Consider the following 13589-nt stretch of genomic DNA (forward strand, 5'->3'; position numbering starts at 1 on the left):
AATTCGTGTGCCGTTCACTCAACACCATTTAAGCCCCGTCATCCCCAACTGCTAATCATGCTGTCGATTTACAACACCCTATCGAGAACCAAAGAGGTCTTTAAGCCGATTGAGCCCGGTAAGGTAAAAATGTATGTATGCGGCATGACCGTGTATGACTTTTGCCATTTAGGCCATGCACGGGTGATGATTGTGTTTGACATGGTAGTACGCTGGTTGCGGGCCAGCGGCTATGAAGTGAACTACGTTCGCAACATCACCGATATTGATGACAAGATCATTACACGAGCGCTTGAGAACCAAGAACCGATTGCAGCACTCACTCAGCGTTTCATTGATGCAATGCATGCGGATGCTAAAACCCTCAATCTACTATCACCCGATCATGAGCCCCGGGCTACTCACTACATTACTCAGATGCAAGGATTAATTGGTCGTTTAATTGAGCGTGAGATGGCTTATCAAGGCGATGATGGTGATGTGAACTATGCCGTTCGCCAGTTTCCCAGCTATGGCAAGTTATCTGGCAAATCGATTGACGAACTCCAGGCCGGTGAACGGGTTGCCATTGGCGGTGGTAAGCGCGACCCACTGGATTTTGTGCTCTGGAAATCCGCCAAGCTTGAGGAGCCTGCTGATACCCGCTGGGCTTCTCCATGGGGCGAGGGACGCCCAGGTTGGCATATTGAGTGCTCGGCGATGTCCTGTGAGTTATTGGGACAGCATTTTGATATTCATGGTGGTGGGGCCGATTTGCAGTTTCCTCATCATGAGAACGAGATCGCGCAAAGTGAAGGCGCGATCTACGGATCTGGCAGTGTTGATCAACCCTTTGTGCGTTACTGGATGCACAACGGCCATATCCGTGTGAACCACGAGAAGATGTCAAAATCCTTGGGTAATTTTTTCTTGATCAAAGATGTGTTGGCTCAGTTTGATCCCGAGGTAGTGCGCTTCTTTATGCTCAAGGCTCACTATCGCAGCCCCATTAATTACTCGGATCATCAGCTTGAAGAAGCGCGCACTGGATTAACCCGTTTGTATACCGCCCTCAGTGAACAAGCAGCTATTCCAAGCAGCAAGCTTGATCCGATCTGGAGAGACCGCTTTGCGCAAGCAATGGACGATGATTTCAACACCCCTGAGGCCATAGCAGTGTTATTTGAGTTGGTGACTGAGAGTCATAAGACGCAGGCTATCGAGCGTAAGCAAGAACTTCTCAACACACTTCATCACTTAGGAAACACGATCGGACTTTTGTATCAGTCACCGCAACAGTTCTTGCAAAGCGGTACGCCTAAAGCTGGCTTAAGCCAGAAGCAGATTGAAGAGCGGATTGCGGCCCGCCAAGCGGCCAAGCAGGCGAAGGACTTTGCCAGCGCGGATGCGATTCGCCAGCAGTTGCTGGACGAGGGAGTCATTTTGGAAGATAAGCCTGGTGGTCAAACCATCTGGCGACGAGCCTAATGCCAAAACCACGCACCAAAAAGCCAAGCTATTGGCAAGACGCCTGTGCGGAGCTGATGAAGCAAGATCGGATCCTGCGCAAACTGATTCCCAAGTACGGTGATGGAATGTTGGGAAGTCGGGGCGATGCATTCACGACTCTGGCACGCTCGATCGTTGGCCAGCAAATTTCAGTGGCTGCTGCGCAATCGGTGTGGAATCGAACTTTGGAGACCTTAAGTCACGAGGTAACACCGAAGCGCGTACTCGATACCAAACATGATGCCCTACGAGCTTCCGGTTTATCCATGCGCAAGGTGGAGTACATCCGCGATCTAGCCGATCACTTTCATCATGGGCGACTACAAACCGAGCGCTGGCCCAAAATGGACGATGAGGAGCTCATTAAGGAGTTGAGTGCGATTCGGGGGATTGGACGCTGGACCGCCGAGATGTTTCTGATCTTTAATTTAATGCGTCCCAATGTATTGCCGCTTGACGATATTGGGCTGATTCGGGCGATCTCGATTAATTATTTCAGTGGCGAGCCCGTCACCCGTCATGAGGCCCGCGAGGTGGCAGCCAATTGGGCGCCGTGGCGCACCGTAGCCACTTGGTATATGTGGCGTAGCATTGACCCCATTCCTGTCGAGTACTAATTTTGGGGTAAACCCAAAAAGCACATAAAATTAGGCCATGAAGACCACCTTCCTAGACTTTGAGCAAGCGGTAGCTGAGCTTGAGACCAAAATCGAAGAACTCCGCTATGTGCAAGACGAGTCTTCGGTGGATATCTCAAGCGAGATCAAGACACTTTCAGAAAAAAGCCAACAGCTCACCAAAGAGATCTACGAAAAATTAACGCCTTGGCAGGTCTCTCAAGTCGCCCGTCATCCACAGCGCCCCTATACGCTCGATTACATTCAAGCCTTATTCACCGACTTTCATGAGTTGCATGGCGATCGAGTCTTTGCTGATGATCAATCGATTATTGGTGGCCTTGCGCGCTTCAATGGCAAGCCTTGCATGGTGATCGGTCACCAAAAGGGTCGGGACACGAAAGAGCGTGCCATGCGTAATTTTGGAATGAGTCGCCCAGAGGGGTATCGCAAGGCGATGCGTCTCATGCGCTTAGCTGAGAAGTTTGGCTTACCGGTTTTTACCTTCGTGGATACCCCTGGCGCATTCCCAGGGATTGATGCCGAGGAGCGTAACCAATCTGAAGCGATTGGTCATAATCTCTATACCCAGGCCGAACTCAAAGTGCCCATCATCACCACCATTATTGGTGAGGGTGGTTCGGGCGGCGCGCTCGCCATTGCCATGGGTGATGTGGTGATGATGTTGCAATTCTCAACGTATTCCGTTATCTCGCCGGAAGGCTGTGCTTCGATCTTATGGAAGACTGCTGAGAAGGCCCCTGATGCAGCCGAGCAATTAGCGCTTACTGCACAGCGTTTAAAAGACCTTCAATTGATTGATACGATCGTGCCAGAACCTGTCGGTGCCGCTCATCGAGATTACGAAGCCATGATGGCCAATATGAATAAAGCACTTGCCCGCGCTCTTTCGGAGGTCGAGGACCTATCCGAAAAGGAACTGCTCGAGCGCCGGCATCAACGGTTTATGAGTTATGGCCAGTTCAAAGAAGTCAAAGCCAAAGACCCAAGCTAAACGAATTGGTGTGGCCTTCAGTGGGGGCCTCGATTCAGTCGTATTGCTCGATGCTGTCAGTAAGGCCTATCCCAACGATGTGGTGTATGCGCTCCATGTGCATCATGGGCTCCAAGCTCAGGCAGATGAGTGGTTGCTGTTCTGTGAGCGCCTAGCCAAACACTACAAGATTGCCTTTGACTTCCGACTACTGCATTTGCCAATCACTGCAAACATTGAAGCCCATGCTCGCCAAGCGCGCTATGAGGCATTACTGCAGCTTTGTGATCAACATCAACTCGATCATTTATTGTTTGCTCACCATCAGCACGATCAAGCCGAGACCGTGCTCTTGCAACTCTTGCGCGGTGCAGGACCCGCAGGCCTTGCAGGAATGCCTGCCCATAAAGAGCTAAAAAGCCCTAATGGCAGAACGGTGCAATTATGGCGACCATTACTAGAGCAAGACCGCACCCAATTACAAACCTATGCCAAGCAACACAAATTGTCTTGGGTGGAGGATCCTAGTAATCAAAACACGCGCTATCGCCGCAATGCGATCCGTAAAAAAATTCTGCCAGAGTTAGAACAGATTCAGGGTGGGGCAATTGCCAATCTAGCGCGTAGTGCGCAATGGCTTGCCCAGTCGCAAGTCCTCATGGACCAACTGGCGCAGCACGATGCGCATACCTGGATCGATCGCAATCAACTCAGCATTGCGCGATTGATGACGCTCTATCGCCAAGACCCTGCGCGTGCGACCAATGTGATGCGTTATTGGCTCAAGCGTAATCAACTATCGATGCCCTCAGCAGAGCGTTTGCAATCCTGGTGGCGTGACCTACAGTCCTTGCGAACTGGTGCGAAATTAGAGTGGTTGCATGATCGGCATTCCATCCGAGCATGGCGCAATACCTTGCGGATTGAATCTGCGCAAAGATCCAAGCGTGGCCAATGGATTTTTGTGCCAATCCCCGAACGCTCCACTCAAGCGGGCCTATCATGGGAATACTGTCAACAAGCCAAATTGATTGAAAGTAGACCGCGTATGGGAGGTGAGCGCTTAAAGATCAAGCCCAATACCCCCAGCAAAAGTCTGAAAAACTTGTATCAAGAAGCTGGGGTTCCCCCTTGGCAGCGCCAAATCCCGCTCTTATTTATCGATGGCACCCTCATTGCGGCCGAGGGTTTAGGGGTCAGCATTACCCACTTAACGACCAAGGGCCCGCGCGTTTGGCCCGAGTGGTCCTATTTGGATTAAGAAAAACAAAACCCTGTAAAATCATCGATTTTGCAATTCAGTTAAACGGATATGTCTTTAATAGTTCATAAGTACGGCGGCACTTCGATGGGATCCATCGAGCGCATCCAAAATGTGGCCAAACGGGTTGCGAAATGGATGCGGGCTGGTCACCAGGTGGTGGTGGTGCCATCGGCCATGTCAGGTGAGACCAATCGTCTTTTGGGGCTCGCAAAAGAACTAAGCACTTCCCCAAACCCTAGAGAACTCGATCAAATTGCCGCAACCGGTGAGCAGGTCAGCTCCGGTCTGCTTGCGATCGCTCTCCAAGAGCAAGGAATTGATGCGATTAGTTACTCAGGTTGGCAGGTCACGGTTCATACCGATTCGGCCTACACTAAGGCTCGCATCATGGGCATTGACGATGCCAAGATCAAAAAAGATTTAGATGCTGGCAGGGCCGTGGTCATTACCGGATTTCAAGGGGTTGATCCTCATGGTAACGTGACCACACTAGGTCGTGGCGGTTCAGATACCTCAGCAGTTGCTGTTGCCGCTGCTCTAAAAGCTGATGAGTGTTTAATCTATACCGATGTGGATGGTGTATATACCACTGACCCTCGTGTTTGTGAGGACGCGCGTCGCCTCGATCAGATTACCTTTGAAGAGATGCTGGAAATGGCAAGCCTTGGCTCCAAGGTCTTGCAAATACGCTCAGTGGAGTTTGCTGGTAAGTACAAAGTGAAGACCCGTGTGTTGTCATCGCTGACTGATCCACTAATTCCCCTTGATCAAGAAATGAAGTCGGGTACTTTAATTACCTTTGAAGAGGACACCACCATGGAAGCCGCCGTTATCTCAGGAATCGCATTTGCACGCGATGAGGCCAAGATCACTGTGATTGATGTACCAGATCGCCCTGGTATCGCCTATCAAATCTTGGGCCCCATTGCTGAAGCCAATATTGATGTGGACATGATTATTCAGAATCAATCGGTTGAGGGTAAGACCGATTTCACTTTTACAGTGCCGCGTGCTGATTATCAAAAAGCCCTCGATCTGCTGAAAAAGAGTGTGCAAGCGCATATTGGCGCCAAAGACATTATTGGCGATCCCAAGGTATCGAAAGTATCCGTAGTGGGCGTTGGAATGCGTTCCCACGTTGGTGTAGCCAGCAAGATGTTCAGAACCTTATCGGAGGAGGGCATCAATATTTTGATGATCTCAACCAGTGAGATTAAGATCTCAGTCGTGATTGATGAGAAATACATGGAACTCGCAGTCAGAGCTCTCCATAAAGCCTTTGAATTGGATCAGAAGTAAACTAGTGGTATTGAAGTAATACGGAGACGTGGCCGAGCTGGTCGAAGGCACTCCCCTGCTAAGGGAGCATCTGTGCTAAAACACGGATCGGAGGTTCGAATCCTCTCGTCTCCGCCAATCACTGGAAGGAAGAATTCAATGCAACTTCCTCTTATTTGTCGGCTCGCTTTAGCCTCGATTCTTCTTTGCTTCACAAGCTTTGCTCAGTCCGCCACTAAGGACTGTGTATTTGTTTTGATGCATGGCAAGTGGGGCGGCCCGCAATCTCCCTATCTTAAGGAATTAGCCAAGCAAGTAAGTACAGTATGCGAGGTTGAGCTTCGCGAAATGCCATGGTCTCGAAACCGTAACTACGATGAAACCTACGAGAGTGCCCTCAATCAATTAGCAGGAAGTGTTAAAGGGTATCGAACAAAAGGTTATCGCCTAGTTTTTATCGGCGGACAGAGTTTTGGGGCAAATGCTGCCATGGCATATCAGGCCTATATTGGTGATGCCGATGCCATTATTGCTTTAGCGCCTGGACACTCCCCAAGTTTGATGTATGAGCGTGGCATGACCGGATCCGACTTGGAGTGTGCTCAAAAGGCTATTGCCGATGGAAAACCAGATGCCTTAATTTCATTTACCGATCTGAATCAAGGTCGACAGAGAGATTTTAAAATTCGGGCTGATGTATTTTGGAGTTACTTTAATCCTAATGGACTTGGTAACATGACCTTAACCGCTTCACAATTCAAGAAAAGCACGCCTTTTATGTGGGTCATCGGGCGTTTAGACCCTCTGTATCCATCAGGATCTGCCTATGCATTTGATCGTGTGCCACCAAACCCCAATAATACCTATGTGGTAGTTAGCGCTGACCACGCCACAACCCCAGAGGAAGCTGCTCCGCAAGTGTTGAATTGGGTTAAAAAAGTAAGTACTACGAAGCCGTGAATCAATCTTTTAAAGGCAATAAAAGCTATTTACCCAGTAAGCCTTGTGCTGTATGTGGTCGCACTATGACTTGGCGTAAGTCTTGGGCCAAAAACTGGGAGAGTGTGTTGTACTGCTCTGAGGCCTGTCGTAAAAAAGGCAAATAACTAATTAACGAGACGCTTACAGACTGCGTCGGTAAACTCCTTAGTCGTTGCCTTACCCTTGAGATCCCCAGTGCGGATCTGGTCAACATTGAGTGTATCGATAATGGCAGTACGCAAACGCGTTGCTAAATCCTGTTTGCCCACATGATCAAGCATCATGGCCGATGCCAACAGAATGGAGATCGGATTAGCAATCCCTTTGCCCGCAATATCGGGAGCTGAGCCGTGCACGGCTTCAAAGATTGCCGTATTTGTGCCAATATTTCCCCCAGGCGCCATTCCAAGACCGCCCACTAAGCCTGCAATTTGATCGGACAAAATGTCGCCAAAGAGATTGGTACATAACAACATATCAAAGCGCCAGGGATTCATGACCAGCTGCATGGCGCATGCGTCCACAATCATGTCGTCCATCTCAACTCGACCTTCATACTCTTTAGATACATCTCGTGCAGCATCCAGAAAGATACCAGTAAGGAGCTTCAGAATATTGGCTTTATGCACGACGGTAATCTTCTTGCGACCATTCTTGAGTGCATACTCAAAAGCAAAGCGCGCAATCCGTTTACTACCTTCATAGGTGTTCATGCCGGTTGATACAGCTACGGCTTTAGGATTGTCACCAACTGGTATTAAGTATTCATGGGCTACATAAAAGCCGCCCAAGTTCTCTCGAATTAGAACGATATCGATGTCTTCATAGCGACCCGGGATCATTGTTTTAGCTGGGCGCACGTTGGCATACAACTCAAACTCCTCACGCAAGCGCACATTGGAGGAGCGAAAGCCGCCACCAACTGGCGTAGTCAGGGGACCCTTTAAGGCCAGATGATTCTTACGAATACTCTCGAGGGTTTGGGCAGGCAAAGGATCACCCAGCGCCTCAACGCCCGCAACCCCAGCTTGCTGAACATCCCAGGCAAACGGGCTGCCTAGAGTTTCAAAGATCTGGATGGTGGACTCGACGATCTCGGGGCCGATTCCATCTCCGGGGATGAGGGTGGCGGTCAAGGGTTTGGATGAGCTCATGGCGGATGCTTGGATTATGATCAGAATTCTCCATTTTAGATCCTTTGAGTGACACCAAAACAAAATGACCAAGCCCATACCGACTTCTGTCCAAGAGCAGCTCTTTACTGAGGCAAGAACCGTGCACGCCTTTGAATCACACCCCATCAGTGACGAACAAATTGGCCAGTTGTATGAGTTGATGAAATGGGGGCCGACCGCGTTTAATGCGCAGCCCGGACGCTATGTCTTTTTGCGAAGTGAAGCGGCAAAAGAGCGCTTATTGCCAGCGTTAAGCCCGGGAAACGTTGCTCAAGTGAAAAGTGCATCGGCAACTGTCATCATTGCCTACAACACACAATTTTATGAACACTTACCAAGCCTATATCCGGCCATGGACGCTAAATCCATCTTTGAGGGAAAGCCAGCGGTAACCGAAGTAGCTGCTCTGCGTAATAGCTCCTTGCAAGGCGCTTACTTGCTATTCGCTGCGCGTAGCTTAGGTTGGGATTGTGGGCCGATGTCGGGATTTGATCCGGCTAAAGTCAATCAAGCATTTTTTCCGGATGGGCGCTATCACGCTAATTTCTTAATGAACATTGGTGTCGCCAATCCGAGCGGAATTTACCCACGAGGGCCTCGTTTAGCCTTTGGGGACGTTGCCCAAATCCTCTAAACTGAGAACTATTTAACAAAAGGAAGAACCATGGGCTATTTCCCAGCCGATACACTGCGCCGCGTGATGATGGCAATCTTTGTGGTCCTCGCGATCATTGAGCTAAGCCGGGGATCATGGTTCTTTATTGTGGATGTCCTCTTTGCATTGTCACTTTCACCAAAAATCTTGGCTACTGTGATCGGTATCTTTAAACGCAAAGAATAAGTTCAGGATTGCGGGGGTATCGAGTAGGTTGCAGTCGCATGGGCAATTGGATCGGGATCAGTTCCTGAGTAAATGAAGACCTCCCCAACCACCAGGCTCTTACCCAATTTTAGAAGTCGAGACTGAGCACGAATTTCAGGGCTGGCTTGGGGTCGTCTTAAGAAATTGATATTCAAGCTAGTAGTGACAGTAAGTGGCACGATACCAATTTCACCCAGAATCGCCACATAAAGTGCAACATCAGCGAGCGCCATCATGGTGGGTCCTGAAACCGTTCCTCCTGGGCGTAGCTCACCGTGACCTACCGGATGAGTAACTAATGCCGCACGGTTACCCACTTCCAGAATCTGACACTTAGTTTGTGGAAAATCCTTCTTAAAGAAGGCAGCAATTTCATCTCGGGTAGCTGGCATACAAATGAATCCTAATTAATTTAATCAATCATTTTAGGTGAGCCCAAAGAGTGGTTTAATACGGGGATGCGCCTATCTATTTCCCTCTCCAGTTTTCTGATATCAGCCGCCACCGCTAATCTAGCGCTTGCGCAAGTATCACCGCTACAGCCCAACGAGCTAAAAGCTATTAACGAGCAACCTTTAGTGCCCCCACAAGGGGTCATGGGCAAACCTAAGCCATTACCACCAGAGACTCCTCCGCAAGGCATCATTATTGGCCCCAATTATCAAAGCGACACGCGTGGTGAAGCGGAAGTGAAGTCCTTAGAAGATAATTCAGCGCAGCCCATGAACCCACGCGAGGGATTAATCACCATCCCATTTAATTAATCCGCGTTACCAATGTTGTTTAGAACGCTTTGCAGTATTTTGCTTTGGGCATCTTGTTCCCTGGCATGGCCCTCATCTAATTCCTATGATCTCAATCTTCAGGTCTACCCCAAAGGAGATCGGTTTCAGATCATTGCCAATTACAAAGTTGCCTTGACCCCATGCCAGGCCTTGCTATACCTGAAGGACTACGAGGGTGCGAAGTCGATACCAGGAATTAAAGAATCCAAGATTGTGAAGCGCAGTGGAAACCAAGTCATCGTAGAGCGCGTGGTAGAGGACCGCATCCTCTTAATCCCAATTGAGTTACGTTCCACCGTGCAGTACAAAGAGCTCTCAGATCAAATCATCGACTTTGAACAAATTAGTGGTGACGCCAAGTTATATCAAGGAACGTGGCGCATTGAGCCCGAAGGTAATTCAACCCGTTTCCAGTTTCGAGCCAATGTCGAGCTCGATTCCATCGTACCAAATTTCATTATTGAGTACTTTATTAAGAACCAAATGAGTAAGCGTTTTGAGATGATGGCAGAGAGCGCCAATCAGCGCGCCTCAACGCTGAAACTGAATTGCCCTTAGCAAAAAGCCCGACGGGTATGCCGCCGGGCCGTACCACTCTTCTGAATGGTTATCGTCGCTACGGGAGTTTGCTGTCCCGTATTGAGAAGGGCACAAGAATGTACCCATTAAAGCTGGTATTGCTACCAGGCGGGTCACACAATGACTGCGACACCACGATTTCATCTTAGGGGCGTCACCAAGTGCTGTCAAGCAAACCAATCATGAAATTTATTTATCAATAATCGATTTAAGCAAATCGGTATAAGCCAATGTTTTTACTCTTTTATTGCAACGAAGCAAATGATGAGGAGCGCGATCAATATCCTCAACTAAGCAGGGTAACTTTGAACCCAAACATCGTGCGTACTCAAGACCCGTTGCATCTGCAAAATCTTTCGATCCTTAGTCATTAATTGACTAGGGCGGTAGTGATATGCCAAATCAATAAAGGGTTGATCATCTGGATCATCGCAGCGATACGAGCAGCGCGGTGGCGTGGGTTTATGAATCGCCATCTGAGTCCAGGAGCTCAGCAAAGTCGATTGATCATTTGAGTTCTGAGCAAATTGTGGACGGGCGATGACGTCGGTGAGCTCAAGGAGCATCTCGGAGCTGTAAATAAGCTCAAACTGTCCCCGAGCAATGCCATCACGAATCCAATCGGCACGTGAATCTTGAAACACCAGCAGATCAAGCACGATATTGGTGTCAAGAACCAGAGTTGTTATTGCCATCCGTGCAGCCAACGATCTAAATCCTTCAGGTCAGTCCAGAGCAGAAGATAGCGCCGCTTCGTTAGAACTGCCTCGAGCTCGACATAGTTTTTCGGAATCGTTTGGTCACTCGGCAATTGCGGATCATGGACCCGGCTCACTAGAAAATGCTTCTCTCGATGTTGCGGGATGACCGCCGTCCACTTCGTAAGTAATAATTTTTTATGCGAGAGAGGGCGTTTTTGCAGCTTATCGGGAGAGATCATGATTATTCCTTATACTCGATTCTAATCATTCCTATGAAGAGAAAACCATGACCTTATTCATGCTGACCTGGGCAATTACGTCCTTATCCCTATGGGCGGCGACCTATGTATTTGATGGCTTGCAATTTAATGATTCTGGAGCATTAATTATTTCTGCTCTTGTTTTGGGCCTTGCTAACGCCATCGTTCGTCCTTTATTGATCCTGTTTACCTTACCGCTTACCATCCTTAGTCTTGGATTCTTCTTACTGGTGATTAATGCCTTGGTACTGATGCTGGTTGCTCAGGTGGTCAACGGTTTTGTCCTCTCCGGATTTTGGACCGCCTTCTTTGCCAGCATCTTTATTGCCATTCTGAACGCCATCATCGGTTCCTTATTTAGTATCAACCGCATCAAAATTGAACGCATCCGCTAAGCATCCTGCCTTCGTAGTTGAGGTGCCCTATACCACCTCGCCAAAGATGAGTCGGTATGCAGGCCCATTAATTGATGCTCATCCGGACCCTCGTTATTTAGAAGCTAAGAACCATGAGCTTGCTCTTCTTGGGTCTGAGTTATGTGCCCAGCAAGACGCTGAACAAACTCAGGAACTGATTGCTAAAGCGGCATCAGATCTCAATTTGCCAGAAGCCAGAACTATTCGGAAGATTGAGGATTTGGCATTACGACTCAATGAAGACGTTGCGCTTTTGGAGAACGATATCCTCACGGCCATTTGCTTTTGCTTTCCCAGTAGTTGGATACCTGCTAAACGTCTTGGCATGCCACTCGCACAAATTCATCATCCGGTTGCGGATGGGGAGCGACTGGTGCAGGCCAGTCCAAAGATCGCCCATGTCATGAGCGATCCTCAGCAAGGATCCTTTCGGCGTTTTGTCTGGACGATTAGCAATAGTCCCGAACTCAGTCAACATCCATCACGAAAGTCAAATACAACACCACAAAGGATCGATGATCTGTATTACCGCTTAGAAACTCAAACCACTATGCCAATCAACACCTCTAAGGGAAGAGCCAGTCTATTTCTTGTGAAGGTTGAGGTTTGCCCATTGATGGTGTTTTGGCAAAACCCAGAACAACGCACTCAAATCTGTGCGAGTATTCAATCGATGAGTGAAGCGGTATTGGAGTACAAAAATTTACACTCGATTAAAGCCTTACTACTTCAGAATAGGTGATTGAATAGGGTTATGAAATGGAAAGTTTTGGACCGATTATTCTGATTGAGGTCATCCTCGTATTTGGAGGGGTGCTACTCTTTGCATGGTGGCAATTGCGCGATCTCAAGAAAGAACGCGAGAAGGATCAAAAAAAGAGGGAAGAGGATAAATCCTAAGCATATTGCACTGCATCGATAGACATCATCTCAAATACTTGCTAAAACTTAGAATTACACTAAGATGAACTTATTGTGCCAAAACCAGCCACAAAATACTTCCCTGAAGAGAGCTACACCGAACTCGATTTGGTCAGTCTGTCCTACGTCAGTGATGCAACCGAAGAGTTTGGCATTTTGGCATTGATGCAGCTAGTAGATAAGGCATCACGTCGCAATAAGAGCTTAAACATCACTGGCGTTTTATCCTTTGACAATGGTCGCTTTGGTCAAATATTGGAGGGTAAGCCCAAGGATGTGGAATTGCTTTGGGAGGCTATCCAGCGTGATCCACGTCATTCCAATGTAGTATCGCTCGGTATGAAGCGTATCAATTCTAGGCGCTTTGCAAACTGGTCCATGCGTCTGTGTGGCCGAGAAGAAATTACTTCCGCTAATCCCGACATCAAGCTCTAATTATTTTTGTAACTCGCATTGCATGATGGGATATCCATCTTGCAAGCTTGCCTGCACATACTGATCGGTCTTTGATACATACACCTTCACTCCTTTGCCGTCGCCAATATTGTTGACATTGGTAAAGAGTGCGGTCTTACTGTCAATCCGTTTTAAGCTTGCAATCGTGGTCGGTTCACCGATACTAAATTTAGAGCCCGTCCAGCGGTCGGGTCGAATGAAGTCGCCCTTAACCAGTTTGCCGCGGTAGGTCTTCATATAAATACAATCTTTTTGATTGAGGATCAAATCAACTGGATCATCTTTACGGTCAAACCAGCTTGCCTGTAATAAGGAACTTGATAGAAGTAGCATCACGCACAATAAAGGGTTAATCAAGCGCTTCTTCATGATGCGAGAATTAGATCAATTGAGAACCTTATAGCCACGACCCACTAGGCATTTCTTGACAATGGCCTCTTGGGATTCATTTCCCTTATAAGCGCCACCAGCAGCTCCGATCACCGCACCGGCTCCTGCAGCCTGAACAATCTCCGTGCGATTACCGCCGGTAACAAGTCCTAGCAAACCCCCCACGACAGCACCCGCGCCTGCACCCTTCGCAGCGGTACCACCCATACCACTTGCTTCCTTGGCATAGTTTTGACATTCGGCAAGATCTTTTTCATAGCGCGCTTCGTTGACACCTTTCATGTCCACTATTGGGCGCACATCAGCGCCAGCACAGGCAGCCAGTACCACTGCTGTTAGGGGAATGAGATAGATCTTGCTTGCTTGATGAACTTTCAAGTAATTGCCTCCTAAATCATTAAATCAAAGGCGATGGGGATCGT

Annotated in this window: 21 protein-coding genes and 1 tRNA gene; 16 read left to right on the top strand and 6 right to left on the bottom strand. The window is 48.4% G+C overall.

From position 1 onward, the window contains the following. Positions 1-57 precede the first annotated feature (57 nt). The 8 genes from cysS (at position 58) to QUE62_RS04090 (ending at position 6747) form a co-directional block, all read left to right on the top strand. The gene (gene cysS / locus QUE62_RS04055) at positions 58-1467 is read left to right on the top strand and encodes a cysteine--tRNA ligase (protein ID WP_286262411.1); all 1410 of its coding nucleotides are present in this window, start codon (positions 58-60) and stop codon (positions 1465-1467) included. Beyond that, the gene (locus tag QUE62_RS04060) at positions 1467-2105 is read left to right on the top strand and encodes a DNA-3-methyladenine glycosylase family protein (RefSeq protein ID WP_108508298.1); all 639 of its coding nucleotides are present in this window, start codon (positions 1467-1469) and stop codon (positions 2103-2105) included. The genes cysS and QUE62_RS04060 overlap by 1 nt, the downstream gene beginning before the upstream one ends. A 37-nt stretch (positions 2106-2142) precedes the next feature. Then, positions 2143-3120 carry an acetyl-CoA carboxylase carboxyltransferase subunit alpha gene (locus tag QUE62_RS04065; RefSeq protein ID WP_286262413.1) on the top strand — a complete coding sequence of 326 codons (978 nt, stop codon included), beginning with the start codon at positions 2143-2145 and terminating at the stop codon, positions 3118-3120. Continuing rightward, positions 3080-4360 (top strand): tRNA lysidine(34) synthetase TilS, encoded by a 1281-nt coding sequence (tilS, locus tag QUE62_RS04070; RefSeq protein ID WP_286262415.1) that lies wholly within the window; start codon positions 3080-3082, stop codon positions 4358-4360. Before QUE62_RS04065 ends, tilS begins: the two co-directional genes overlap by 41 nt. A 51-nt stretch (positions 4361-4411) precedes the next feature. Next, positions 4412-5662, top strand: coding sequence for an aspartate kinase (locus QUE62_RS04075; RefSeq protein ID WP_286262416.1), 1251 nt, complete (start codon positions 4412-4414; stop codon positions 5660-5662). Positions 5663-5684: 22 nt separating this feature from the next. After that, positions 5685-5779 (top strand) — tRNA-Ser (locus QUE62_RS04080). Positions 5780-5800: 21 nt separating this feature from the next. After that, entirely contained in the window at positions 5801-6601 is an 801-nt protein-coding gene (locus tag QUE62_RS04085; RefSeq protein WP_286262417.1) for an alpha/beta hydrolase, read from the top strand. Next, positions 6598-6747: a DUF2256 domain-containing protein gene (locus tag QUE62_RS04090; RefSeq protein WP_286262419.1), complete on the top strand. Its 150-nt coding sequence runs from the start codon at positions 6598-6600 to the stop codon at positions 6745-6747. The genes QUE62_RS04085 and QUE62_RS04090 overlap by 4 nt, the downstream gene beginning before the upstream one ends. Here the strand turns inward: QUE62_RS04090 and QUE62_RS04095 are convergent, their stop codons facing one another. After that, the gene (locus QUE62_RS04095; RefSeq protein WP_286224578.1) at positions 6748-7776 is read right to left on the bottom strand and encodes an isocitrate/isopropylmalate dehydrogenase family protein; all 1029 of its coding nucleotides are present in this window, start codon (positions 7774-7776) and stop codon (positions 6748-6750) included. A 64-nt stretch (positions 7777-7840) separates the two neighbouring features. Between QUE62_RS04095 and QUE62_RS04100 the strand changes: the two genes are divergently transcribed. Then, positions 7841-8431: a malonic semialdehyde reductase gene (locus tag QUE62_RS04100; protein ID WP_286262421.1), complete on the top strand. Its 591-nt coding sequence runs from the start codon at positions 7841-7843 to the stop codon at positions 8429-8431. A gap of 30 nt (positions 8432-8461) precedes the next feature. Further along, positions 8462-8638 carry a hypothetical protein gene (locus QUE62_RS04105; RefSeq protein ID WP_286224580.1) on the top strand — a complete coding sequence of 59 codons (177 nt, stop codon included), beginning with the start codon at positions 8462-8464 and terminating at the stop codon, positions 8636-8638. 2 nt (positions 8639-8640) lie between these two features. Here the strand turns inward: QUE62_RS04105 and QUE62_RS04110 are convergent, their stop codons facing one another. Next, positions 8641-9051, bottom strand: a complete 411-nt coding sequence (locus QUE62_RS04110; RefSeq protein ID WP_286262424.1) for a PaaI family thioesterase — start codon at positions 9049-9051, stop codon at positions 8641-8643. A gap of 66 nt (positions 9052-9117) precedes the next feature. Here QUE62_RS04110 and QUE62_RS04115 point away from each other — a divergent pair, with 66 nt between their 5' ends. Then, positions 9118-9423 (top strand): hypothetical protein, encoded by a 306-nt coding sequence (locus tag QUE62_RS04115; RefSeq protein ID WP_286262426.1) that lies wholly within the window; start codon positions 9118-9120, stop codon positions 9421-9423. A 12-nt stretch (positions 9424-9435) separates the two neighbouring features. Further along, positions 9436-10002, top strand: coding sequence for an SRPBCC family protein (locus QUE62_RS04120; RefSeq protein WP_286262427.1), 567 nt, complete (start codon positions 9436-9438; stop codon positions 10000-10002). A 311-nt stretch (positions 10003-10313) separates the two neighbouring features. On the opposite strand, the gene QUE62_RS04125 is transcribed toward QUE62_RS04120, so the two are convergent. Together QUE62_RS04125 and QUE62_RS04130 are read right to left on the bottom strand one after the other, a co-directional pair. After that, positions 10314-10718, bottom strand: a complete 405-nt coding sequence (locus QUE62_RS04125; protein ID WP_286262428.1) for a PIN domain-containing protein — start codon at positions 10716-10718, stop codon at positions 10314-10316. Beyond that, positions 10709-10963, bottom strand: coding sequence for a TIGR02450 family Trp-rich protein (locus QUE62_RS04130; RefSeq protein ID WP_286262430.1), 255 nt, complete (start codon positions 10961-10963; stop codon positions 10709-10711). Before QUE62_RS04130 ends, QUE62_RS04125 begins: the two co-directional genes overlap by 10 nt. A gap of 47 nt (positions 10964-11010) precedes the next feature. Between QUE62_RS04130 and QUE62_RS04135 the strand changes: the two genes are divergently transcribed. From QUE62_RS04135 to QUE62_RS04150, 4 genes are all read left to right on the top strand, one after another. Next, the gene (locus QUE62_RS04135) at positions 11011-11379 is read left to right on the top strand and encodes a phage holin family protein (RefSeq protein ID WP_108508312.1); all 369 of its coding nucleotides are present in this window, start codon (positions 11011-11013) and stop codon (positions 11377-11379) included. Continuing rightward, a complete protein-coding gene (locus QUE62_RS04140; protein WP_286262432.1) occupies positions 11363-12142 on the top strand; it encodes a heme-dependent oxidative N-demethylase subunit alpha family protein in 780 nt (259 codons plus the stop codon). Before QUE62_RS04135 ends, QUE62_RS04140 begins: the two co-directional genes overlap by 17 nt. A gap of 17 nt (positions 12143-12159) precedes the next feature. After that, positions 12160-12300: a hypothetical protein gene (locus tag QUE62_RS04145; protein WP_286224587.1), complete on the top strand. Its 141-nt coding sequence runs from the start codon at positions 12160-12162 to the stop codon at positions 12298-12300. Between the two features lie 75 nt (positions 12301-12375). Beyond that, positions 12376-12756 (top strand): BLUF domain-containing protein, encoded by a 381-nt coding sequence (locus QUE62_RS04150; RefSeq protein ID WP_286224588.1) that lies wholly within the window; start codon positions 12376-12378, stop codon positions 12754-12756. Here the strand turns inward: QUE62_RS04150 and QUE62_RS04155 are convergent, their stop codons facing one another. Continuing rightward, positions 12757-13146, bottom strand: coding sequence for a hypothetical protein (locus QUE62_RS04155; protein ID WP_286224589.1), 390 nt, complete (start codon positions 13144-13146; stop codon positions 12757-12759). Between the two features lie 15 nt (positions 13147-13161). Beyond that, complete coding sequence (locus tag QUE62_RS04160) at positions 13162-13545, bottom strand: glycine zipper family protein (protein WP_286227353.1); 384 nt, start codon at positions 13543-13545, stop codon at positions 13162-13164. Positions 13546-13589: the final 44 nt, after the last annotated feature.

This window comes from Polynucleobacter sp. HIN9, from assembly GCF_030297635.1.
Classification (GTDB): domain Bacteria; phylum Pseudomonadota; class Gammaproteobacteria; order Burkholderiales; family Burkholderiaceae; genus Polynucleobacter.

What these genes read in the sequence shown, in the direction of transcription:
- QUE62_RS04065 (WP_286262413.1), top strand. Translation starts at nt 2,143, where the DNA reads ATGAAGACCACCTTCCTAGACTTTGAGCAAGCGGTAGCTGAGCTTGAG.
- QUE62_RS04145 (WP_286224587.1), top strand. Translation starts at nt 12,160, where the DNA reads ATGGAAAGTTTTGGACCGATTATTCTGATTGAGGTCATCCTCGTATTT.
- QUE62_RS04100 (WP_286262421.1), top strand. Translation starts at nt 7,841, where the DNA reads ATGACCAAGCCCATACCGACTTCTGTCCAAGAGCAGCTCTTTACTGAG.
- cysS (WP_286262411.1), top strand. Translation starts at nt 58, where the DNA reads ATGCTGTCGATTTACAACACCCTATCGAGAACCAAAGAGGTCTTTAAG.
- QUE62_RS04075 (WP_286262416.1), top strand. Translation starts at nt 4,412, where the DNA reads ATGTCTTTAATAGTTCATAAGTACGGCGGCACTTCGATGGGATCCATC.
- QUE62_RS04105 (WP_286224580.1), top strand. Translation starts at nt 8,462, where the DNA reads ATGGGCTATTTCCCAGCCGATACACTGCGCCGCGTGATGATGGCAATC.
- QUE62_RS04125 (WP_286262428.1), bottom strand. Translation starts at nt 10,718, where the DNA reads ATGGCAATAACAACTCTGGTTCTTGACACCAATATCGTGCTTGATCTG.
- QUE62_RS04120 (WP_286262427.1), top strand. Translation starts at nt 9,436, where the DNA reads ATGTTGTTTAGAACGCTTTGCAGTATTTTGCTTTGGGCATCTTGTTCC.
- QUE62_RS04085 (WP_286262417.1), top strand. Translation starts at nt 5,801, where the DNA reads ATGCAACTTCCTCTTATTTGTCGGCTCGCTTTAGCCTCGATTCTTCTT.
- QUE62_RS04060 (WP_108508298.1), top strand. Translation starts at nt 1,467, where the DNA reads ATGCCAAAACCACGCACCAAAAAGCCAAGCTATTGGCAAGACGCCTGT.
- QUE62_RS04130 (WP_286262430.1), bottom strand. Translation starts at nt 10,963, where the DNA reads ATGATCTCTCCCGATAAGCTGCAAAAACGCCCTCTCTCGCATAAAAAA.
- tilS (WP_286262415.1), top strand. Translation starts at nt 3,080, where the DNA reads ATGGCCAGTTCAAAGAAGTCAAAGCCAAAGACCCAAGCTAAACGAATT.
- QUE62_RS04115 (WP_286262426.1), top strand. Translation starts at nt 9,118, where the DNA reads ATGCGCCTATCTATTTCCCTCTCCAGTTTTCTGATATCAGCCGCCACC.
- QUE62_RS04135 (WP_108508312.1), top strand. Translation starts at nt 11,011, where the DNA reads ATGACCTTATTCATGCTGACCTGGGCAATTACGTCCTTATCCCTATGG.
- QUE62_RS04110 (WP_286262424.1), bottom strand. Translation starts at nt 9,051, where the DNA reads ATGCCAGCTACCCGAGATGAAATTGCTGCCTTCTTTAAGAAGGATTTT.
- QUE62_RS04155 (WP_286224589.1), bottom strand. Translation starts at nt 13,146, where the DNA reads ATGAAGAAGCGCTTGATTAACCCTTTATTGTGCGTGATGCTACTTCTA.
- QUE62_RS04095 (WP_286224578.1), bottom strand. Translation starts at nt 7,776, where the DNA reads ATGAGCTCATCCAAACCCTTGACCGCCACCCTCATCCCCGGAGATGGA.